At 41.3% G+C, this 23,339-nt stretch carries 21 protein-coding genes; 3 read left to right on the top strand and 18 right to left on the bottom strand.

Annotated features, from left to right (window positions below; translation table 11 throughout):
* Nucleotides 1-27 precede the first annotated feature (27 nt).
* From J2W55_RS00330 to J2W55_RS00320, 3 genes are all read left to right on the top strand, one after another.
* Nucleotides 28-648: a LysE family transporter gene (locus J2W55_RS00330; protein WP_310090652.1), complete on the top strand. Its 621-nt coding sequence runs from the start codon at nt 28-30 to the stop codon at nt 646-648.
* 65 nt (nt 649-713) lie between these two features.
* The gene (locus J2W55_RS00325) at nt 714-1,274 is read left to right on the top strand and encodes an NUDIX domain-containing protein (protein WP_310090649.1); all 561 of its coding nucleotides are present in this window, start codon (nt 714-716) and stop codon (nt 1,272-1,274) included.
* Between the two features lie 42 nt (nt 1,275-1,316).
* Nucleotides 1,317-2,048: a lysophospholipid acyltransferase family protein gene (locus tag J2W55_RS00320; RefSeq protein WP_310090645.1), complete on the top strand. Its 732-nt coding sequence runs from the start codon at nt 1,317-1,319 to the stop codon at nt 2,046-2,048.
* 3 nt (nt 2,049-2,051) lie between these two features.
* Here the strand turns inward: J2W55_RS00320 and J2W55_RS00315 are convergent, their stop codons facing one another.
* The 18 genes from J2W55_RS00315 to asnB form a co-directional block, all read right to left on the bottom strand.
* Nucleotides 2,052-2,765: a ferredoxin reductase domain-containing protein gene (locus J2W55_RS00315; protein ID WP_310090642.1), complete on the bottom strand. Its 714-nt coding sequence runs from the start codon at nt 2,763-2,765 to the stop codon at nt 2,052-2,054.
* Between the two features lie 76 nt (nt 2,766-2,841).
* A complete protein-coding gene (locus J2W55_RS00310; protein ID WP_310090640.1) occupies nt 2,842-3,693 on the bottom strand; it encodes a helix-turn-helix domain-containing protein in 852 nt (283 codons plus the stop codon).
* A 64-nt stretch (nt 3,694-3,757) separates the two neighbouring features.
* Nucleotides 3,758-4,942, bottom strand: coding sequence for a PepSY-associated TM helix domain-containing protein (locus tag J2W55_RS00305; protein WP_310090639.1), 1,185 nt, complete (start codon nt 4,940-4,942; stop codon nt 3,758-3,760).
* A gap of 7 nt (nt 4,943-4,949) precedes the next feature.
* On the bottom strand, nt 4,950-7,409 hold the full coding sequence (locus tag J2W55_RS00300) for a TonB-dependent siderophore receptor (RefSeq protein ID WP_310090637.1): 2,460 nt from the start codon (nt 7,407-7,409) through the stop codon (nt 4,950-4,952).
* A gap of 340 nt (nt 7,410-7,749) precedes the next feature.
* Nucleotides 7,750-8,193 (bottom strand): helix-turn-helix domain-containing protein, encoded by a 444-nt coding sequence (locus J2W55_RS00295; RefSeq protein WP_310090634.1) that lies wholly within the window; start codon nt 8,191-8,193, stop codon nt 7,750-7,752.
* Nucleotides 8,194-8,400: 207 nt separating this feature from the next.
* Nucleotides 8,401-10,353 (bottom strand): polysaccharide biosynthesis protein, encoded by a 1,953-nt coding sequence (locus J2W55_RS00290; protein ID WP_310090632.1) that lies wholly within the window; start codon nt 10,351-10,353, stop codon nt 8,401-8,403.
* A 31-nt stretch (nt 10,354-10,384) separates the two neighbouring features.
* Entirely contained in the window at nt 10,385-11,410 is a 1,026-nt protein-coding gene (locus tag J2W55_RS00285; protein ID WP_310090630.1) for a GNAT family N-acetyltransferase, read from the bottom strand.
* A 24-nt stretch (nt 11,411-11,434) separates the two neighbouring features.
* Nucleotides 11,435-11,944, bottom strand: coding sequence for a GNAT family N-acetyltransferase (locus tag J2W55_RS00280; RefSeq protein WP_310090628.1), 510 nt, complete (start codon nt 11,942-11,944; stop codon nt 11,435-11,437).
* Nucleotides 11,941-12,912, bottom strand: coding sequence for a hypothetical protein (locus J2W55_RS00275; RefSeq protein ID WP_310090627.1), 972 nt, complete (start codon nt 12,910-12,912; stop codon nt 11,941-11,943). Before J2W55_RS00275 ends, J2W55_RS00280 begins: the two co-directional genes overlap by 4 nt.
* 35 nt (nt 12,913-12,947) lie before the next feature.
* Nucleotides 12,948-13,751, bottom strand: a complete 804-nt coding sequence (locus J2W55_RS00270; RefSeq protein WP_310090625.1) for a phytanoyl-CoA dioxygenase family protein — start codon at nt 13,749-13,751, stop codon at nt 12,948-12,950.
* A 56-nt stretch (nt 13,752-13,807) separates the two neighbouring features.
* Nucleotides 13,808-14,947, bottom strand: a complete 1,140-nt coding sequence (locus J2W55_RS00265; protein WP_310090622.1) for a glycosyltransferase family 4 protein — start codon at nt 14,945-14,947, stop codon at nt 13,808-13,810.
* Between the two features lie 307 nt (nt 14,948-15,254).
* The gene (locus J2W55_RS00260) at nt 15,255-16,649 is read right to left on the bottom strand and encodes a pectate lyase family protein (protein WP_310090620.1); all 1,395 of its coding nucleotides are present in this window, start codon (nt 16,647-16,649) and stop codon (nt 15,255-15,257) included.
* A gap of 209 nt (nt 16,650-16,858) precedes the next feature.
* Complete coding sequence (locus tag J2W55_RS00255) at nt 16,859-17,938, bottom strand: NAD-dependent epimerase (RefSeq protein WP_310090618.1); 1,080 nt, start codon at nt 17,936-17,938, stop codon at nt 16,859-16,861.
* A gap of 274 nt (nt 17,939-18,212) precedes the next feature.
* A complete protein-coding gene (locus J2W55_RS00250) occupies nt 18,213-18,668 on the bottom strand; it encodes a hypothetical protein (protein ID WP_310090616.1) in 456 nt (151 codons plus the stop codon).
* 34 nt (nt 18,669-18,702) lie between these two features.
* Nucleotides 18,703-19,809 carry a glycosyltransferase gene (locus tag J2W55_RS00245; protein ID WP_310090614.1) on the bottom strand — a complete coding sequence of 369 codons (1,107 nt, stop codon included), beginning with the start codon at nt 19,807-19,809 and terminating at the stop codon, nt 18,703-18,705.
* Nucleotides 19,796-20,725, bottom strand: a complete 930-nt coding sequence (locus J2W55_RS00240) for a glucosamine inositolphosphorylceramide transferase family protein (RefSeq protein ID WP_310090610.1) — start codon at nt 20,723-20,725, stop codon at nt 19,796-19,798. Before J2W55_RS00240 ends, J2W55_RS00245 begins: the two co-directional genes overlap by 14 nt.
* Nucleotides 20,722-21,453, bottom strand: a complete 732-nt coding sequence (locus J2W55_RS00235; protein ID WP_310090607.1) for a GNAT family N-acetyltransferase — start codon at nt 21,451-21,453, stop codon at nt 20,722-20,724. Before J2W55_RS00235 ends, J2W55_RS00240 begins: the two co-directional genes overlap by 4 nt.
* A 24-nt stretch (nt 21,454-21,477) precedes the next feature.
* Nucleotides 21,478-23,319: an asparagine synthase (glutamine-hydrolyzing) gene (gene asnB, locus J2W55_RS00230; RefSeq protein WP_310090605.1), complete on the bottom strand. Its 1,842-nt coding sequence runs from the start codon at nt 23,317-23,319 to the stop codon at nt 21,478-21,480.
* Nucleotides 23,320-23,339: the final 20 nt, after the last annotated feature.

Here is a 23,339-nt window from a genome sequence, read left to right as displayed (position 1 = left end):
GAGTAATTTGAACCTATCTTTGCGGCAATGATATTCCTAACCTTTTTTATAGGTCTAATAGCCAATTTTATTGGTTACATACCGCCTGGAAACATAAATCTTACACTCATACAGATCACTATAAACCGCGGCATAAAAGAGGCGCTGCGCTTTATTATAGCTTTTTCAAGCGTAGAGTTTTTTTTCACATACTTTATCATGCACGCGGCCAGGTGGCTTTCGGGCGAACTGCGGCTTGCAGTTATAATAGACTGGATAATGGTTATATTGTTTGGCGTTTTAGGTACCATAACCTGGATACACCGCAACAAACCACCAGAAACCCATTATTCTGAACATGCCAGTATCAAATACGGCATATTACTTGGCTTTTTAAACCCCATGCAGGTACCTTTCTGGATGGTAACAGGTACTTACCTGATCACGCATGAGTGGATTCTTGACGGAAAAATAGCCTTAGTTATATTTAGCATAGGATCGGCAGCGGGGGCCTTTCTGTGCCTGTTCCTTTATGCCAAATTTGCTAAGTATATACAGGAAAAGTTTGCCCTGAGCACGCGATTCATTAATACCGGTATAGCTATCCTGTTTTTCGCATTTGCAGCTTATCATGTGGTGAAACAGATTTATTTGTCGTTTTTTAAATAATTGATCTCCTCATAAAAATTTGCCCTTTAAGGAAGATTTAGCGGGCTTTTATTATTTTTAACACCATGCATCACCCTGAAGAAAACCCCTGGAAAATAACGTCTGAAAAAACTATTTATAATAACCCCTGGATAAACGTAACCGAGTACCAGGTGATAAATCCATCGGGCAACCCGGGTATTTATGGCAAAGTACATTTCAAGAACCTGGCCATTGGTGTAATACCGCTTGATGAAGAACTGAACACTTACCTTGTAGGGCAATACCGGTTTGCTTTGGACCAATATAGCTGGGAAATGCCGGAAGGCGGCTCTCCTGAGGGAACCGATCCGCTTGAATCTGCTAAACGAGAATTGCTGGAAGAAACCGGTCTTAAAGCAGACCAATGGGTTGAAATACAACGTATGCACCTGAGCAATTCGGTAAGTGACGAACTATGCATTATTTACCTTGCTCGGGACCTAACCCAATTTGAAGCCGAACCAGAGGATACCGAACAGCTGATAGTAAATAAGGTTCCCTTTGCCGAGGTGTACCGTATGGTTTGCAGCGGCGAAATCACCGACTCGGTAACCGTAGCTGCAGTGCTTAAAGTACAATTGCTTTTGTTAGAAAACCGTTTATAAAAACCAATACGTTTATTTAAAAAAAACTAAATTTGGTGGTCGATGAAAAAGTTTTTAGGCTACATTTTGTCCCCGCTTGCTATTGCAGCATTCTTTTTAGCGCTTCTTATTTTTCACCCTATCCAATGGGTATGCTTTCGCTTATTTGGTTATACCGCGCACAAAAGGGCTGTTGACCTTTTAAACCTATGCCTGCTTAGCTCTGTTTACCTATTGGGCAATACCGTTACTTTTATCAACAAACAAAATCTTCCGGCCGGCCGGCCCATTATTTTTTTGGCCAACCATCAGAGCTTATTTGATATACCGCCGCTTATATGGTACTTACGTCAATACCACGCTAAATTTATTTCAAAAGTTGAGCTTACCAAAGGTATTCCATCAATATCCTATAACTTAAAACATGGCGGTGGTGCCAATATCGATCGTAAGGACTCGCGCCAATCCATTACCGAAATTGTTAAGCTGGCCATCCGGATGAAAGAAAATAAATGGTCGGCGGTGATATTCCCCGAAGGCACAAGGTCAAAAAATGGCGAAGTAAAAAGCTTTCAGGTAGGCGGTATTGCAACCATATTGAAAAAATGCCCCGATGCCCTGCTGGTACCAATAGCTATAAAGGATTCCTGGAAATTGATACGTTATGGCCTGTATCCGCTAAATACGTTTACATCTATGACCTGGGAAGTGCTTAGCCCTATTGAACCAGGAAAGACCCCTGTTGAAGATCTTGTGCTGGATGCCGAAAACAAGATAAAAGCAGCTTTGGCTTAATATTTACGACCAAAAACCCTGCATCTTTATTTGCGCTGATGGATATCCCTGGTTCTTAAGCAGTTTACGCAACTGTGCTACCATAGTATTATTGCCGGCCAGATAAAAAACGGTATTCTCAAGGCTGTAATGCTGTTCAAGTACCCACTCCATTAAACTATGATGGCCAAATATGTCTTTACGGGCAACAGGCACCAGCGGCGACCAAAAGTATTCATGAAAAAGTTTACGGTGATGTTCATTACCTATTACAAGTCCGCCCGAGAAACGGGTATTAGGCAATACCATTTTTTGCAATGCCAGTAAATGTCCTATACTGCTTTCATCCCCCAGCGCAACAACTGCTGATGTTGCTACCGGTTTATGATGTGTTGAACCAATTTTAATATAGCTTACAGTGTCATTTTTTTTGAGCTGCTTTACCCATTGGCTGCCGGGGCCTTGATGTGCTGCATCAATATAAATAGTGCAGGTGCTGGTTTCGGCGTCCCAGCCCGATGGTGTGTAATCCCTGTAAGTAAAATCGTCTACCTTAAATTTAATATAGGGCACTTCGTTCCATAATGCTATATCAGCGTGGGGCAGGTGAAGGTCTACCTCAATAATGGTTGAAGGCTCCCAGTGTCTTACGTCGAGCACGTTGCAGGTTTGTAACCTGTGTTCAAACAGCTTGCCCGCTTTTCTTCTGATGAGTTTTTTAAGAGTGGATGTTTCCATGTGTATTTTATTTTATAATACAAATAAACATGGTATTAAAAGCTAAATCAATAACCAACTTGCGGTAATGATTGGACTATTTACGGTAATTAACCCTGAATAGTAAAGGCGTATTCCCTTCACTTTTTTTGAATATCCTTGAAAAATAGGTATGATCCATATAGCCCAGGTTGTGGGCAATTTCTTTTATGCTCATCTGGCTGTAAAACAACAGGCGTTTAGCTTCAAGCATCACTTCCTGCTGTATCCAATAACTTACCGATAAACCTGTCGCTTTTTTTAAAGCCTCATTCAAATAAGTTTCAGAAACGTTAAGCATTGAAGCGTAAGCCGACGGGCTTTTGATCTGCCGGATGTTTTCGGCCAGTAGTTTTTTAAACTGATGGGCTAATTGTACGGGTCTGGACATTGCAAACTGCAAACCGCCTGCCCCACTATAACAACTGGCGGCCATGCCCACAAATGATTGCAGCAGGGAGTGCACCACCGGCAGATAAAAAGGCCCGGGTTCATCTTCCAGATATTTTGCCTGCAACAAGCACAGCACATCGTTACATTGCTTTAATTGCACTTCACTTAGTAAAAAAGGTTGTTGTAATAATAATTGTGTTTCAAAAACATTTCTATAATCGGGCGCTATCAACATAGCGTCAATGGCAATGAACCAACCATGCGCAACTTCGCTGCGAATGCGATGATGTACCTGACCGGGTAAAATATAATACAATGAAGATCCCTGAAAAGACAATTCATGAAAATCGATCATTAATGATGCTGTTCCTTTTTCAACAACAAAAAAAATATAATGATCATCGCGATGGGCTCCAAGTGTGTCCTCCTCATCTAGCACCTCTCCGGCAACAAAGTGCCAGATCTCCAGGCCTGTGTTTACCCTCTCTTTTAACTGGTGTACGGGAATATCTTTCACTGAAACCAATTTAGCACTATTTATTAAGCGGTTTAACTGATTATAATAAAAAATGCGGAAAACATCAGGCCAATGCTGTTTGTGTCTGTTTCACAGCATGCTTTTTAACCTTTTTATTGCGCTTGCCCCACCATATCAAAAACCCGGTAATGGGTAACGATGCACAAGCTAAACTTGCAAAAAACGCAAGTATTTGTGTGGGCCAGCCATATATGCGCCCGGTATGGATATCCTTGTTTGAGTTTCGCCATTTAAGGGCCAGCGGCTTATTTTGTTGCTCAAGCTTATCAAACATTTTGCCTGTGCGGCTGTCAAAATAATAGTAACTCATGTTGCGCCAGCCGTCAATGTTTTTGCCATAAGTATAAACCATAATTACTTTATTTTTTTTATCGGGAAAGTTAATACCTATGGTTTTGTAGTTATCGCCTATCTGGTGCTGCATCGCTGTAAATACCACATCAACAGTGTTATTAGTAGTGGTATCAGCATTTGCTTTAGCAGGAGTTTTACGGGTTAATACAATTTTTCCCGGGGAACCTAATATTTTGAATATGCCATTTTCCCACCAACTGAATGACCACGCAAGGCCTGTGATAGCTATTATCATGGCAACGGGCAGAACATAAAAACCAAAGCTATTATGAATATCATAATTAACCCGTTTCCATTTGGCTTTCCACTTAATAGATATATTTTTTTTGAGTTGTTTGTAATTTTTAGGCAGCCACAAAATAAAACCGGTTATCAGCATAAGCAGAAAAAGCAAAACACATGTGCCAACTACCACACTGCCAACTGGTTTAACCAGCAAAAGTTGTCGATGTAGTTGCTCCACTACATTAAAAAACTCATACCGCGAATCAATAACACCTAATACCTTACCTGTGTATGGATCTATATAAACATCGTCATTATATTTAAACTGACTAAAGTAGCTTATACCAATATCCTTTAACTTATTGGTTTTTGAAGCGGTAAATACATAGCTGTGACCGGCCTGCTTTATTTTAATATTGCTGACAGGTTTTGTTTTGCCTAACGTTTTTTGTGCTACCGCCAGCAGCTCAGAAACCGGCCTTGCAGGGCCGGTTTTTGTAACGTTAACTAAATCATGATGAAAAAGATCAAATAATTCCTCATCAAATACCTGTATGCAACCGGTAACTGAAATAACCACTACCACGAGGCCGGTTACCAGGCCGATCCATAAATGCAGCCACCCTGCTATTGCTTTAAACCTTTTCAAACGGATATTAATTAATGGTATAATTTAATGTTAACAGATAATTAGAAGGGGCGCCAGGAAATAGCCTGATATAATCATAACCGCCCACCCAGTATTTTTTATTGGTAATGTTATTTGCATTAAACTGCAGTTGTACCTTGCCCACCTGGTAATATAAAGCTGCGTTCACCAATGTATAAGCAGGTATCCCCTGGGCGAGATTTATAGACAAATTACGTTTGCCTGCATAATTAGCGCCGGCTCCAAAACCTAAGCCATTAAAAAGGCCATTGGTTACGTTATAACGCGTCCAGATATTGGCCATGTTTTTGGGGGCGTTTGGCTTTTGCGCGCCAATTTCGGCAGGTACAAGGCTTTGTGTAATTTTCGCATCGTTGTAAGCATATGACGCCAAAACACTCCAGTTGGGCATAATGCGCCCGGTTATGTCAAATTCAATTCCTTTTGAGCGTTCTTTGCCTACCTGCCTGAGCAGGTCAGGCTGACCGGCAACATTTGCGTTATAAAGCGTATTATTTTGATCTATCTGATACACCGCGGTGCTTATAGTAAGCATATTATTTAACCAGCTGCTTTTTGCGCCAAACTCTATCATATTGCTGATTAACGGTTTAAAAGGTCCACCAGCGTTTGGATTTGATAGGGTTGACGCTGTTTGCGGGTTATATCCCTCAACGTAAGTACCATAAATATTAATGTTGGTAGTTGCAGTGTACACCAGGCCAAACCGGGGCAGCCAGGCGCTGGAATGTGTTTTAGCCTCTGTCGATTTTTTATAGTTGGCAAAATCGGTATAATACTCATAACGAACACCTAACAGCGCCTGAAACTTACCCAACTTTATCTGATCCTGAACGTAGCCGGCATTTAAATAATAATAGGTGGGATCAACAGCAACCTGTGCAAAAAAATCTTTACTGTCATCCTGCATACGCTGCGAATTTATAACATCATCAAGATTAAATGATGGTACATTAGGAACAGGATCACCATTTTTATCCAGCAGATAATTAGCTTTTTTGGCAGGATCATAACTGCTAATACTACCGCTATTGGCAGCGTTGCGGTAACCTGATGCTGTTAATTGAGATGCGCCAACCGGCAATTTTTCGCTGCCATAGTCATAACCGGCCACTATATTATGCTCCAGAGCGCCCGTAACCTCCCTGTAATTAAAATAACCGCTAAAATTGTCTACATAACGTTTACGTATGCGCGAGAATATCTGCATGGCAACCAGATTGGGGACTGCGGTACCATTACCATCAACAGCATAGGCATTAGCGCTCCTGTGTTCGTACAGATCTTCCTGATAGCCTGTTTTTGAATAAGCCGCGTTAAAGCTCAGCTTACTATTAAATTGATGGCTTCCTGATAATGTTACAATATACGTTTGTTCGTTTAGGTGGTCATTACCAGTGTTTAATGATAACGATGAGGGAGTAGAATAAAGATCATTCATCCTTGTTGATTGCCCTCTGTCTAACCGGCTTTTAGAGTTATTGTATACAAGGTCAAAATTTATACGCGTTTTAGGGGATGCCACGAACGATAATGACGGAGCCACGATGATATTTTTATCAAACTGCAGGTCGCGGAACGAGTTAGCGTCTTCATAACCCAGGTTAAGGCGATACAATAATGAGCTATCCTTATTGGCAGGTCCGGTAAAATCACTAAGTGCCCTAAAGGTATTAAAGCTTCCTAATGAAAAACTAACGGTTTGGCGGGTATCATTAAGCGGTTTTTTGGTAACACGGTTAACTACTCCACCCGGACTGGCATTACCATATAATGCCGATGATGGCCCTTTTAAAACTTCTACCCTCTCCAAATAGTTGGTTAAAGGTTGTTTCCAAAAGCCGGTACTGGTACGCAACCCGTTCAACAACTGCGTGTTACTCCCCCCGTTTATCCTGAATCCACGGATTGTAAGATCATCATAAGTAGTGAACTGGCTAACGCCGCTGAAGTTTTTCACCACATCGCCTACGCGTATTGCGCCCTGGTCGGCTATAAGTTCCTTACTGGCGTAGGATACCGATTGCGGCAGGTCCTTGATATCGGTTTCTGTTTTGTTACCTATAAAAGTCGCGGTTGTTTTATAAGTTTTCTCCTTTCGACCCGTAATTTCAACAACCTGTAATTGTTGTTCATCATCATTAATGGTTACGGTGATATTTGCTGACTGCCCATCTGTTATGGTAATATTTTTGATGAGTTTTTTGTATCCCACACCAGTAAATATCAGGTTGTAATTGCCAGCCAGCACTTTAACAATTGTAAACTCCCCTTTGTAGTTGGTAATAGCTCCTTTTGTTGTCCCGGCCAATCCAACCGAAACGGCTTCGGCAGGCTTGTTATCGGTGGTTACCACTTTCCCGGTAATGGTATTGTCCTGTTGTGCCTGTAAGGTTTGAGTAGATAAAGTAAAAAAGAATAATAAAAGTATAAGTCCTGCCTTCATTCGTTATTTGGATTGAGTCTAAATTAATACAAAGAAAGTCAAATTATTTAGAATCATTCAAAATAAATGAAAAAAGTGTTTAAACGGTTAAGTAACGACGCGTTCTACACCGTCAGATTTAACACTTTTAGTACCCATAAAACAAGCGTTGACAGCAAAAACTGGCAATAAAAACATCAAAAATGATCATTTTAACATTTTTTCCTGGATATCCTGATTTAGGTAGCCAACTACCTAACGCCCTGAAAATTTTGGACATAAAAAAAGCAGGTAAATTACATTTACCTGCTTCCATTATCACAATAAATTACATCGCATTAAAACGATGTACGCTTAACTATTAAAAGGCTTGTTGTCCTGAGGTTTCATGATCCTTCCCTTCATGGCTTAAAACCTCATTGAATTTTTCAAGTAACTTTATATACCTGTCCATCCAGTAGTAAATTGCATTAGATGGTTGCTCTGATTGGCTTACCCCGTCTTTCAACGGATCTTCGTCAGTAAAGTAGTTCGTTGTTTTGGCAAACTCTTCCGGAAACTCATTGGAAAAATCATGTCCTATTAAAAACCCAATTTTGCTTATAATATCAATATTGAGTTTTTCCATTTCAAACCAGTTATATACGGTTCTGCGACTTACGTTCAGTCTTCGTGCAAGTTCGCTAATCCCCATACGATCCCTGCGGACTACCCTTTCTAATATTCGACCATAATTTAAATCGGAAATACTGCCAGCATTATTATTCTCATAACCTAAAACTGGATAATCGATTTTGTTGTGCATAACTTAAATTTTATATAATGATCATTTGTAATTTCTTAGCGAACAATTCCCATCTGTTAGCTATATCTATGTACAATTATTGTGCATTCATTAATATAAAATTAGGGTATCCAAAATTGTAAAAAATGATTTTGGTCACAATTAACGATGATATTCGTCAATAGAATGGTGTTTATTTTAGTGCCATTTAATATTATTGCGTGTTAGTTATACTTCGCTGTTTACAAGCCGTAAATCCAATTTCTCATACTGTGAATTATTGCTGATAAAGTCGGGCAGGATGGTTTTCATTTTCATAACCATCAGTTCTTCGTTATTAAGCACGCTCAACTCAAGCAGCTCTTTGATCAGATTATTAACCTCGGCATAACTGTTAGGTATGGTCTTTGATATTTTTATGCTTTCATTATAAGTTGGAATAATCTGTTCTTCAACGTTCAGCAATTCTTCGTAAAGCTTCTCGCCTGGCCTAAGGCCGGTATAAACAATCTTGATATCCACATCAGGAACGTAACCTGCCAATTTGATCATATTGGCAGCCAGATCAGCTATTTTAACCGGGTTTCCCATGTCAAACAGGAAAATCTCAGAACCATTGCCCATTATGGCCGCTTCGAGCACCAGCTGCACAGCTTCGGGAATGGTCATAAAATAGCGGGTAATATCCGGATGGGTTACCGTTACCGGCCCACCCCGTTCAATCTGCGCTTTAAACCTCGGAATAACAGAGCCGTTTGATCCAAGCACGTTTCCAAAACGGGTAGTAATAAACTTGGTTTTCCCGATCACGCTTTGGCCGTTGGCCTGAAAGAAAACAGGGTTATCGCTTATTTCTTTATTTAACGACTGGATATACATTTCGGCAATACGCTTGGTGGCCCCCATAATATTGGTTGGTCGCACAGCCTTGTCTGTTGAGATCATAATGAATTTTTCGACACCAAACTCCAGCGAAATGTCGGCTATGTTCTTGGTGCCCCAAACATTGGTGGATACCGCTTCGGTAGGGTTATTCTCCATCATGGGCACATGTTTATATGCCGCCGCATGAAAAACAATTTGTGGTTTGTACAAATCAAAAAGCGACCTAATGCGCGCGGTATTCTGAATATCAGCAACAAACATCTTTGTTTTGCACAAGGTTTTATGATCTTCAATCTCCAGCTGAATTTCATGCAACGGCGTTTCGGCCTGGTCACATAATATCACACACTCGGGATTGTAACACATTACCTGGCGCACAATTTCAGACCCGATTGAACCCGCCGCGCCGGTAACTAAAACCCTTTTACCCTGCAGCTCGCTCATGATATGGTCTTTACACAGCTCAATTGGCGCACGTTCAAGCAGATCTTCAATTTTGAGGTCCTTAAACTGATTTAAGTTGGGTTTGCCGTTAAGCCATTGGTCTGACGGGGGAACGGTAATAACCTTAATGCCAAGTGCCATACATTTTTCAACCGCTATTCTTTTCCCATCAATATTCAGGTCTTCGGAGGTTATGAGCATTGTTTTAATAGCAAACTTTCTCTTTAAGTTTTCAATAACCCGTACCGGGTAAACCTGCTTTTGCTCAACACACTTATATATCTTATCGGGGCCTACATCAATAAAACCCTGCACGTGTATCATTAATCCTTTTTGTGCTTCTACCGTGTTTTTAATTAAGATAGAGGCCGTACCTGACCCGTATATGAGGATATTCTCTTTCTTTACGGCCGGCGCGGGCTCTTCAAGGTACACAAACAAATCTTTGATCACTATGCGCATACCCATGAGCAGTGAGGACGATATAAAAAAATTAATGAGCAATATATCGCCCAAACCGCTGAGGCTAAATTGTAAATACGGCGCAAATAATATATTACAAAGCAGCAAAAAGGCCAGGTTACTTACCAGCACCGCTACAAAAATGCGCAACATATCTTTGGTGTTTGAATACCTGATAATGCGGGTATGGGTACGCATTATCATGAAAATTAAAATAGCGTTGCTGCAGTAAAAACTAAGATAATAAATGTTATCCAGTTTCATATCCAGCTTGTCTTTTAAAGATATTGAAAGACAAAGCGATACAAATACGATCATCAGGTCAATTAAAAGTACCAACCACCTGGAGTGTATCCTTTCGTGAAATAGTAAATTTCTAATGTATATCATGACAAATAAAATTTAGGAGACAAAGAAAAATTCAGGCGTACCTGTATAGCGGGAAGAAATCGATACCGGCATTTTGGTCGATATCCTTTTTATCAAGCAGTTCCTGATATTTGGAAGGATTGGCAATATAGCGCCAGCTTTTATAGTCAAAACAAAGATCGGTGAAGCCTAACTTCCATTTAAAAAGGGCATCCTCTTTAAAGCCAAGGCCACCACCCAAATTATAATAGCGCATGCCTAATGACCTGCCCATTACCGAAATTTCATCGGCCATAAACTTAGAGGGACTATGGTGCAGGAATTCGGTGCGTGTGCCTATTAAATGTGCCTGGATAATGCCATTGGTAAACATCACTATGGTGCTGCAAATAGCTTTATCCCCGTCATACAAATTCAGCAGGCGCGCGTCATATTCGGGCGTGTTTAAAACCTCGTTATAGTAGTCCTCATCAAAAAAATAACTGTCAGAAGCATTAACCCGCGTCATGGTTTCGTTATAGATGCTCATAAACATGGCAATGGCTTCGGGCCCTTTTTCGTCTTTAACCGTAAAGCCTCTTTTCCAGGCATGCTTAACGGCATCCATGGTTGACTGCCGGTACTTCCTGCGCTGGTCTTCAATACTTTGCGATAGGTCAATAACCACTGTTTGGCCGTTGTCATATACGCCGCCGAATTTTTCGAGCAATAACTGCTGATTATAAAACGGGTGCATCCGGGTAAATACCGAAACACATTTTTCGGTCGACAGAAAATCAAGAAATGCCTGTTTAAAGTTTTCTTTCAGCGTATCGTCCAGGTCTTCCATTTTCCGGTTTGAAAACGGACCGCTATAACCATACACGCAGCCCAGGTCATAATAATCAGATCCCGGAATGGTTCTTTTTAACATAGGGAACGCTATAAAATCGTCCTGTTCCTGGTAAACAAATAGCGTAGGCGCGCCTGTTGTTTCTAATTTGTGATAATGCCAGGTATGATAAAAATCGTATTCGGCTGCTTTTTGAACATAAGAAACCCACTCCGGTTTGTTGTTAATGGTATATAATTTAGTCATAAGGCTTAATATTTTAGTTAACTATCACTTTACCAGTTGCTGCTCAAGAGCTACAAACTTGTTTTTAGAGATATTCATTTTTACCAACCCTTCTGTTTCGCCGGTGATTTCAAAACCCGCTTTTTCATAAATTGACAAAGCCGGTATATTGGCTGGGTGTACCCTTAAGTATAAACCCTCCAGTTTGCGGTAAAAAAAAGCATACCTGAGTATGAGCATGGTAGCCTGATAGCCAATACCCTTTCCCCAGTAAAGTTTATTTCCAATAAAAAGGTGCAGTTCGGCCCGTTCATGCTTAATATCAAGCAGCTGTACGTTGCCTATATAAGTATCAAGCTCTTTTAAACAGATGGCAAAACGTACCTGGTCAGGTCTGTTCAGGTTGTCCTGAAGCCACGCGGCTTCCATTTTCGGGGTGATGCGCTGAGTGGGTTTAAATTTGGTAAAAGTCCATACCTGTGGGTCGTTCCTCCATAAATAAGAGGTTTGGGCATCTTCCAATACCAAAGGGCGTATGTATACAGAAAGTGTCATAAAAATTGTTGTAAAGTGGTTAACATTAAAAACATATCCTGGAGATTATACCGGTGATCAATGGGCAGGGGCACTAAGCAGCGGGCCAGATAGTTTTCGTACATTTTACTATTGGTCCATTTAAAAACATTTGGCCAGTAGGTTGCCACAAATATTTTTTTCTGTATTAGATGGAGCTTGAGGTCGCGGTCGGCACTTAAAAAGGGATAAACCATGGGCGAATAATCTTCTTTAGCATTGAATTTGAGCTCATTGTGTCCTTTTAAATGCTTATGCAAAAAGTTAAAATTTCGTTTCCTTATCCTGGCGCAGTCTTCATAATCAATACTTGAAAGGATCTTTTGCGTTAAGGGCGACATGCACTTAATTTCATTGTTATTTAAGGCATCGTTATTGGCCTTAAAATCAGAGTACCCGGCTTCGATACCCAGCTCGATACTTTTTAAAAGGTGCGAAAAGCGACCGATGGATGAATCGACCGGAAATTTGCGGTTGATCTTTTTGCTTATTTGCAGATAAGCCCCATCAGGAACGCCAAAAAATTTGCGGCAGGAATAAAAGGTATCCAAACCGGGCAGCGGATCAGAAAAAAACGCCTGCGAATTATCAACAATAAGGTGTTTTATCTGCTTACTTAATCCCTTTACAGCTTCCTGTTTAATGCCAAAATAATTGGTGTATAAAAAGCAGGAATGCGGCTCAATTTCAAAATCAATAATGGGTTCAAGTTTTTCGTTAATTGAATAAAACTGGTAAGGTATATTCAATTTGGTAATAGGTTCAAGTATAACGTCGCAGGTAAAATAGGGTATGTAAATTTTGGTATACCCTTTTTGCTTTAAAATATACTCTAAAGCATTGCGGCCTGTATTTAACCGCACCAGATCGGGATAATGCTCTTTACCGGGGCTGAGCTGCAGCTCAAAATAACCCCCAATGGTTTTAAGGGCAGGCTTAGTTTTCTGCATTGCTAAAAAATTGGAAGTAGGTTCAGGAAGGTATTTCAGCCTTGATCGCGCTGATACATCCGCAAATGCGGAGGCTGGTAATATTCGTCTAAAGTTTCAGGAACACGGGCGTTATACCCAATAACCTGGCGTAATTGCGGGCTCAGGCCGGCAACAAAATCATAACCCAAAAAACGCGGGTAATCAAACTGTTGTTTAAAAAATGGCCGTGTAAAACCCAATGTTAAAGCCCTGCGTACATGCTGGGTGGTATTTTCGCCGGCGGCATGCCATATGTTTGAATTAAAAAGGATGATGCTTCCCTTTGGAACAACAGCCCTGTCGGCATAATCATAAAAATAATCTTCATCGGGCCGCAGGTCAACGTTATGCGAGCCGGTCAAAAAATAAGTTGCACCATTCTCCAGCGTAAAATCATCAAGCGTAACAATCATTTGCACCAGCAACTTGGTCTCTTTCATAAACGTACGCACATCGCGGTGCATATTGCTTAAATAAGGATGTTCTTGTTTGGCATGTATAACCGCGTTAATACCGTTCAGGATATAATGCCCATCTAAAAACATTTTTATCTCCTCGTCACAATACATATTTTCAAGAAACCCTAATGCAAAATTATCCCGCTCAAGCAAGTGGTGCAGTGTACCGCTCATATTAGCGCTGATACCGTTTTTTTCCTGAATGCTTTTGCGAAGCTGATGTGCTTTAAATAAATCGTAATTTATAGTACTGATAAAATCAGGTTCAAGTACGTTTTCATATACAACCCATCCAAATTCATCCATAATGGCTTTAAAATCGTTCGGCGTCCGGTCGGCATAGCTCAGTCTGTTTCTCATTTTTGACAAGGTTTTAATGCTTTACTAAAATTCTATTATTGTTTATGTGGTTTTACTTAGTTCAATTGCATGATCTTCAGCATCTCGGCATTGATCATGTGTACATCAAACTTTTTGCGGGCAAAAGCGAGCCCGCTTATACCATAAGTGCGTATGGCCTGGCGATTATGCAGGTAAAACTCCATGCTTGAAATAAGCTCGGGTACGTTTTTAACCGGAACCATAAACCCGTTTACTGCCGAATCGGTATCAACCGTTTCGCGGCAGCCAATGGCATCGCTGGTAATAATTGCGCGGCCCATTGCCATACCTTCGAGCAGGCTGCGGGGCATTCCCTCGCGGTATGAGGGTAAAACTATTACTGATGCATCCTGTATGTAGGGCCTCACATCGTTAACCTCGCCCAGGTAGTCAATAACATCGCCGCTGCAGATGCTGGCATACAACTCGTCGCTAATGGTGTCAACATTGTTGCCATAAGCGCCTATCAGTTTAAATTTAATGCCCCGAAAGCGCGAGCTGATGTTTTTTGCAGCCTCATAATATTCCCTGATGCCTTTGGCATTAATTAGCCGTGCAATCATCAAAAAACTTATATTCTGGGTATCGGGTTCGGCGTAGGTGTAATGGTCAAGGTCAACGCCCGAGCCATTAACAATAAAGGCCTGGTGCTTTGCTGTCAGTATGCCCTGTTGCAGCAGTGTTTGATAATCGTCCTTATTATGAAAAATAATTTTTAACCGCTTGCTTTGCATCAGGCTAAACCTGAGCAGCCGCCGGGTAATATTACTTACAAGTTTCTTTTGCGAGGTTGAAGTAAAATTATATCCCAGGCCGGTTAACATGGGTATTATACTTTTAATACGGCATACTTTTGCCAATAACGTTCCGTAAATAACCGGCTTAAATGTGTACGGAAAAAACACATCGGGCTTTATAGTTTTCATGAGCTTATACAGCCGTGTGATATACCTGAGATCTGAAAAAACGGATACTGTGCCGCCATCAAGTTCATTTTCATGGATTTCAACCTGCATCGACCGCAATTTTTCAAGAAATTGAGGATCTGATACCCGCGGTGTGTAAACGTGCACCTGGTGCTGCCGGGCTATTGCTTCAACCAGCTTGCCCCTGAAATCCATTAATGATTTTGACGAATCGCACGCGATCAGAACTTTTTGCGCAATTTGATTCATGATATTAATAAATACCTGTAATTATGATAGTGGTATAAATACCACGGTATAAGAATTAATAGAGCTAAGAAGAAAAATATTAACGTTTGGAACGGTAACGGATGCGGGCCGGTTTATTAAAAATCGGAATGATTTTGACGCATATAAAATATGCTGAGCCCTATATGAGGATATATGTATTTATCTGTATAATGCAGATAAAGTAAAGCTGGGTAACCTGGTATTATAAATTTTAATAACCCGGGTGCGTTATGCTCCCGGGCTATTAAAATTGGTTTGTTTATTAAATTGTTATTATAATAATGTATTAATGAATAGCACGTGGACCAGTAGCGGCTGTTACAATTGCCGGCACATCCTTAGCGGCGTGCAGATATTGTTTGTAGCTGTAAGACGGTATCCATGATGAAAGTGCTGTAGTAATATCATTAGGCTGACAGTTTTTAAATATGTCTGTACTAAGCCCGCTGATGTAACCCGGAGTTTCGCCATCCAGGTTGGTAGTGATAGGCTTATGACCGTTTTCAAAAAAGTCATTATCTGTACGAACTATGCCACCATATCTTAAACCAATAGAGTAGCTACCGTTGTTAAGGTGATAGTTGTTAAATAAGTGTACAGTACCGTAAACCAAAGCCGGCTCCCTTTCGCTAATGTTATACCAGTAGTTGTGGTGCATGGTTACGTGTAAGGTTCCTTTATCAGGTGAATCAACACCAATTAATACCGAAAGGTTATTATCGTGGAACTTACAATAGGATACGGTTACATAATCAGACTCGCGTGTGATGGCGATATCCTTGCCCCAGTAACCCCAACGGGAACGATCGCAAGAAAACTCGCAATGGTCAACCCAAATATGGTGCGACTGGTATTTAACCATAACCCCAGCATCATAAACATAATTTTTAAGACGCAGATCCTGTACAATTACATTGCTTACAGTTTCCATAAAGAGTGTTAAACCTTCAACAGAAGCGTATGGCTTACCAATGATAGAAGTGTTTGATCCAACATAGATCAAATCGTCACCGCTGCTTTTAATTGCACCGCTGATGTAAACGATCTTTGGCGTGTTACCTTTAACCGCGCTTCTTAAACCTTCAAGCGTTGTAACAGTAATTGATTTACCGCCGGCACCACCAGTGGTTGTTCCGTTCACCATTGCATAACCAATAAGCCCCGGAACGGTAGTTGTAGCGGGCAGCGTTGTGGTAACAGGTGCGGTAGATGATGAAGTGGAAGTGGTACCTAAAGTATAGGTGTACTTCCTTCCATTGGTTTTGGGGTTACTGTTGTCAGATGCTGAGAAGTACAATGAAGTACCCCAGTGACTGAAAGCCCCTTTTCCGTACTGACGGATGTCAGAGTGATAAGAGTGGGCTGGCTTCAGTTCAACACCATTTTCATAAAGCCTCATAGTTGACGCTTTCTCGTTTGTATTCGAGTCGCCTGATACACTCAGAATATACCCAATTTGATAAGCGTATCCCCCATCTGACCTAAGGCCCGATAAATTTACTGTGTAAACGGTAGGGGTTGCCGTCGTCGCAGTGGTTAACGCAGCTGTTTGTGCTGCGGTGCTGTCTTGCATCTGCATTGGCGCTTCGCCAGTTTTCTGGCAGCTTCCCCAAAGGAGAATTACACTTAACATCATACAGACAACTGCCACTTTTCTAAAGAGTTTTGTTTTTCTTTCCATGTATTTTTTATTTTAAGGCCATCAAACGGGACTATGTTTGAAAAATTGCCGTAAAATTTACATGGATGAAATATACTTATATCGTAAAAGGTTCAAAAAGTGTGTTTACACAACTATACGTGCTAAAAATGTGTAAACATTAATGTAAAGCTGACATGTAAAATTGCACACTTCATGACATTAATATGACATTTCTCGGTCTTAAATTCTCAGGAGACCGCCACTAACTGGCGTTTTCCAACCTTATAAAACGCCTTATACCACGCTGCAAAATTGGCTATCCCGGTTTTTACAGATACCCTGGGTTTGTAGTTTAAAGTATCGTCTAAATTTGATACATCCGCGCAGGTTTCAGCGACGTCGCCCTCCTGCATTGGCAGCAGCACTTTTTTGGCTGTAACATTCATCTGCGATTCAATTTCCTCAACAAATCCCATCAAACTTATGGGGGCGCCCCTGCCAATATTAAAGATGCGGAAAGGCGCTTTTGAAGTAGCCGGATCGGGGTTTTGAGCATCCCAATTGGGGTTTGGCTCGGCGGGGTTATCAATTACATGTACAATGCCTTCAATAATGTCATCAATGTAAGTAAAATCGCGCAGCATGTTACCATTGTTAAAAACCTCAATGGGCTTGCCCTCAAGCATGGCTTTGGTAAAAATAAACAGCGCCATATCTGGCCGGCCCCATGGCCCGTAAACCGTAAAGAAGCGTAAACCGGTAGTGCGTATATTAAATAAATGACTATAAGTATGCGCCATCATTTCATTTGCCTTCTTTGATGCCGCGTATAACGAAACGGGGTGGTCGGCTATGTCATGTTCGCTAAAAGGCATCTTTTTATTTAACCCATATACGCTTGATGAGCTTGCATAAGCTAAATGCTTTATTTTAAAATGGCGGCAGCATTCCAGGATATTTAAAAAACCCTTAATGTTTGAATCAATATAAACCTCGGGGTTAGTTAAACTGTAGCGAACGCCCGCCTGGGCGGCCAGGTTACATACCGCATCAAACTCATATTTTTGAAAACATGCCTGCAGTTGTTCCTTATCCAATATATCAAGCTTTATAAAAGTGTAGTTGGGATAACTTTCACTGCAAATTGGCTTTGCGTATTCCAGTTCAGCTACGTTGATACCGGTTTGCTTTAACCGGGCGTATTTTAGCTTCACATCATAATAATCATTAATACAATCAATACCTACTACGGTGTCGCCTCTTTCAAGCAAGTGTTTAGCCAAATGATAGCCAATGAAACCGGCTGTACCGGTAACCAAAATTTTCATAAGATTAAGTTTAAGTATTAAAAAATGAGCCTTTTGAGTAAGGCGTTACAGGAATAACATGGATGAGTTTGACACCTGCGTAACAGGCTTATCTATTGCTGCTGGATAACGCCGGACCCGGCCGGACAAATACTTATCCAACAACAATTGATTTAATGAGGGTATTATTTATAGCTGCAAATTGCTTACTCCCTCTATAGGCACTTTATTAAATATTGCCCATAGTTACCGGCAATTGTTGCCTTTTTATTTGATACACAGAAGGTACCGGCACTTATGGTGCTGGGTACCCGGTACCATCTAATGTGTAAGCATATTCTTTGCCGTTAACAACCGGATCTGTATTATCAGAAGTAGAGAAGTATAAAGTAGTACCCCAGTGGCTAAAACGCCCTTTACCATAATCGCGGATATCAGCGTGGTATGAATGAGGGGGGTGTAACTCAACACCATTTTCAAACAGCCGGAGTTTTGATAGTTGCGGCTCATCATTTGAATCGCCTCCATCAATTTCATAACCGATCTTGTATGCGAAACCTCCATCAGATCGTAACCCGACAAAGTTTACCTTGAATAAACCTGGTCGTATTTCAACTACCGTTTTTGGTTTATCAGGAGGCGGTGTTGGTGTTTGGCTAATTTCCTTTTTACAACTGTTAAAAGCGATTATTGCGCTTAATAACATGCAGGATAATGCCACTTTTCGAAAGAATTCCAATTTGCTTTTCATTTTGTTTAAAATTTAAAAGTGAAACAATTAGCCTTCAGTTTAAAGGTTGTTTATGGTAGGTTTTGTAATTGATGTTCTGTAACAAAGAGTTTATGAATATTTCAGGCGTCCTGTTATGCAGGTATTGCTGAATTATTTCTTGTTTATGGCTGGTTGTGCCCTCGTCAAGGGCGGTTTTTATTACCGCGGCAAGCGCATTAACATTATTAGGCTCAACCTTTAAAATACCAGGGATACTTTCTATCCCGCCGGCACACAGGGTTGAAACCACAATTGGGTTGATGCTCATCATTTCAAGCAAAACATTTGGGAAGCCTTCTTTAACCGATGATACCACGCAGGCATTTGCCTGTTTAAAATATGGTATCGGGTTATCAATCCGGCCTTTAAGAATCACCCTGTTGCCGAGGTCAAGCGCATCGATCAATACCGTAAGCGCCTGTCTTTCGGGCCCTTCGCCCAGTATTATTAACTTCAGGCCGGGATATTCTTTTTCTATGCAACTAAAGGCGTGGATCAAAACTGAAAATCCTTTTTCGGGGATCAGCCTGCCCGCCGCGCAAATAAAACCTGCCTTAGTATCCTGGTCAGTTAAAGGCGCATTTGCCTTACTAAAAATTTGTTTTAAATTAACCGGGTTCTCCTGTATAATTACCTTTTGCGCAGGCATAAAAGCAACATGCTGCAAAAACTGATCGCGCATGAGGCCCGTTTGGCAAACTACCAGATCGGCTCCCCGGTAACCCAGCTGGTAGGCCAGCTTATAGCTCAATCTTTTAAAACCTGTAAACCTGGTGAAAACCGAGGTACACTCGCGCACAACAAGCTTTGACCTTAAAAATCCCATCCGTTTTAAAAAACCAAGGTAGGCGTTTAAATAAGGATGGGTGCTCATAATGATGCAGCCGGTACGGTAGGGTTTAAGTAAACCAACAAGTTTTAAAAAACCGGTAAGCATGCTTTTGTCCGTAGCATAAATTACTTCCTGGCCGTCAGGAATACTCAGCCGGCCAACCCGGGCTTTTTTTAAATATATGGTAAGGCCTTTACTTACACAGGCAGCCATCAGTAACACATTCTCCGCGCCGCCAACCATATCAGACATGGAAATAAAAACTACCTTTTGATTAACTGTTGACATTGATAGCTGGCTTAGCGTAATTGGTAATTTTCCTGACCATTTTCTTTATTGGGGTAAGCGCGCTGATCACACTGCGTTTACCATCTACAATAAGTAACCCTTCGGCAAAATTTATGGTATGAAGCCCGCCGTTATAAGGCGGCTGGGGCAACAATTCAAAAACAGGGCGGTAATTAAATTCGGCCTCGTTAATGCTCGTGATCTCATTGATCATGATTGAACCGCCGTAACACTTTTCAGGATTTTGACCGGGCATATAAAGCTTTTCGTCCACAATAAACAAGCCCCCTGCTGATCTGCTCGCGTAATTATCAACCTTAACCGGGTTTAAAGCATGCGGCTTAAATGCGCTCAGCAGGCTGTCTGCATAAAAAATATACAACTCGCCCGGCTTTCCCGACCGGCTGGTGAACAACCAGTATTTAGTCTGGTAATATATAATGGAGCTGTCTACAAAATCATTCCCCTGCAAAAGCACCCTTACTTTTCTAAATATCTGCGGGTTGTCTTTATCAACCTGGTACAGTGCAACCTGTTTGGCAGCCGAGGTTTCGGGAATGCAGTAAAGCTTATCTTTTACCTGGAACAGGTATGGATATGAAAGATGTACCGACTGGTTCATGATTCCCCTTACCTTTTTTTTCTTTTTAAAACAAAGCCCCTCGGTAACTAATATCTCGCCCTTCCCTTTCCAAAAATTAAGCTCCTCGTAAAAAATATGCGTGCGGCCTTTTATATTGATGATAAAAGGATCGGCTGCGTAATCAACACTATCTTCCTTGAGCCAGTTTATTTTACCATTCAGCTGCTGAGATCTGATAAGGTCTTCGGGCGTTTGTTTAACATACCCGATGTTCCATTTGTCGCTCACAAACAGCTTGGTGAAATAGCGGTGAAGCAAATCCATCAATTTCATGCTTTAAACACCTTGTTAAAAAAAGACAGCACCTTTGCCGGCATAGGCAAATAATCGCTCTCCTGTATCAACTCTCCGCCAAAACTGTCTTTAAATTGGTTTATCCTTTTTAACGCTTCATTACCGGTGTTATAGGCATAACCACCCAGGTCATAAACATCATATCCTTGCTTTTTAAACAAACACATGTCTTCAAAATGCAGCATGCGGTTAGCCCGGCCTACTATTGCTTTCATTTGTGTGCTTTGCTCGTTTCTGAAAAGCGAAGCCGAATACAATAGCCTTACCCTTTTCAGGTTAACGTCAATAATATAAGCGTGCATTACAACGTCCTGCTCATTATAAATTGCTTTGGTAATAACCAGGCGCGATTTGTAGCTGGTAAAATTAGAACCAAGGCCCGGCAGCTGTTTTGTTTGGGCGAATAAATTGTAAAAGTTAACAAAGCTCTCCAAATTTGTTTCAATGGCTGTGGTTACGCCATCTTTTATAGCCCGCCTGATCTCGTAAGCGGTATTTGAGTCAAAGCCTGATGCAAAAGCGTCAACGGGGGCACTTATATCAATAACTTTGGTATAAAAAGCCTCGCGGTAATAGCCTGCAACAGACCCGCAATAAGCGCTTTGCTTATAATAGCTGGAAAGGCATTGCCATTTTTGCGGTTTACCTGCAAACCAAATTACATTAACGGGCATTATGCGCAACGCCCTCGCTTTAATCCGGATCATAATGATAAAGGGGAAGATGGTTTCTTATACTAATTGAAATGCCGGTAACGTGGTTGTTTTTTGATTCTTTAACCACTGCTTTAGCACCAATAATTTCCATATTTGAGGGGCGCGGTTCCATTTACCGGTCATGTGATCATTAATCATGTCGGCCGTTGTTTGCACCTCAATGCCCGGAATGCTTTTTAACTCATGCAGGGATAGCTGGTCAAGCACATAGTCTTTAAGCTGGTGCCTGAACCAATGCTTAAGCGGCATGGTGAATCCCGATTTAGGCCGCTCAAATAAATGAGGCGGCACAAACTGGTATAAAACATCCTTTAATATTCTTTTTTGTATCCCGTTACCAAATTTATAGTTATCAGGAAGCTGCTGTGCAAAGGTCACTATCCGGTGATCCATCAACGGAGCCCTTGCCTCTACAGCAAAAGCCATTGAGGCGCGGTCAACCTTGGTATTGATATCCCCGTTCAGATAGGTCTTGGTATCAAAAGCCGACATTTTCTTTAAAAAACTTCCGGATTCTGAGGACAACATATCCATAAACGGTACGTTTAACCCCAGCTCGGTTTGCTGCAGCCAGGAGTATTCCAACCCGCCAAGCATCAGCACATACAGCATATCAATTGAAGTAGTGCTCATACCCATGGCTATTAGTTTGTGCCGGTAATCGGGCGACAGTTTTACAAGCCCGCCCATTACCTTACGCAGTGCCAGCGGGCAATTGAAAAACTGGTTGGCCATGTTTAGCCATTTATACCTGGAATAACCCATAAAACTTTCGTCGCCACCATCGCCGCTCAGGGCTACAGTTACGTGCTTCTTGGTATATTTACTAAGCAATAAAGTTGGGATAGCACTTGAATCGGCAAAGGGTTCATCGTAGTATTTGCCAAGATCGCCAATCAGGGTCATTCCTTCCTCCGTATCGCATTCAATTTCGTGGTGATCTGTTTTCAGGTATTTGGCAATATTCCCGGCATAAACGCTTTCGTCAAACCCCTTCTCGTTAAACCTGATACAAAATGTTTTGATCTGCCTGGTATTTTCGGCGGCAAGCGCTGCTACCAGTGAAGAATCAATGCCACCCGAAAGAAAAACCCCCAGGTTTACATCGGCATGCATACGTATATTAACGGCATCGGTTAATAGGGTTTTAAGCTCAGTTTTAGCCTGGGAATAACTGCCCTTATAGTTGTTTAAACCGGCATGGTCAATATCCCAATATTTTTCTGTTTTAAACTGGCCGGTATGAAGGTTAAAACAAAAAGAGTAGCCAGCGCAAAGTTTGTGAATGCCTTCCCAGGCCGAGCGTGGTTCAGGCACATACCCCCATATAAAATATTCATTAATAGCCTGCAGATCAATATTGGTTTGCCTGCTGTGTGTAATTTGTGCCGGCTGACTGGCAAACTCAAAATCAAGGCCGCTATGTGCATAGTAAAACGGCTTTTTACCCAACCTGTCGCGGGCGCCAAAAAATTCCTGCGCTATGGTGTCATAAATTACAAAAGCAAACATGCCGTTAAAATGGGCAACACAATGTGTACCATACTCCAGGTATGCCGCGGCAAGCACCTCTGTATCTGAATCGGTACTAAAGGTGTGCCCTAAGTTTCTTAATGACGCTCTGAGCTGTTTATAATTATATATTTCCCCGTTAAAAACAACCTTAAGATGTTTGTAGGTAAATGGTTGGTTTGAGCGTGGATCCAGATCAACAATTGCCAGCCGGTTATGGCCTAATATTACCTGGTCAATACGTTCAAACCCGGAATGATCCGGCCCCCTGAAACTAACCCTTGCCAACTTAGCCCGAACTGTATTGTCATTATAGTAAACTGTTGATCCGTATATTCCACACATATCAGTTATTATTTTAATTG

Source organism: Mucilaginibacter pocheonensis (genome assembly GCF_031456535.1).
Taxonomy (GTDB): Bacteria; Bacteroidota; Bacteroidia; order Sphingobacteriales; family Sphingobacteriaceae; genus Mucilaginibacter; species Mucilaginibacter pocheonensis.
The sequence above is the reverse complement of the archived record's forward strand: the minus strand, read 5'-3'. Positions and strand labels throughout refer to the sequence as shown.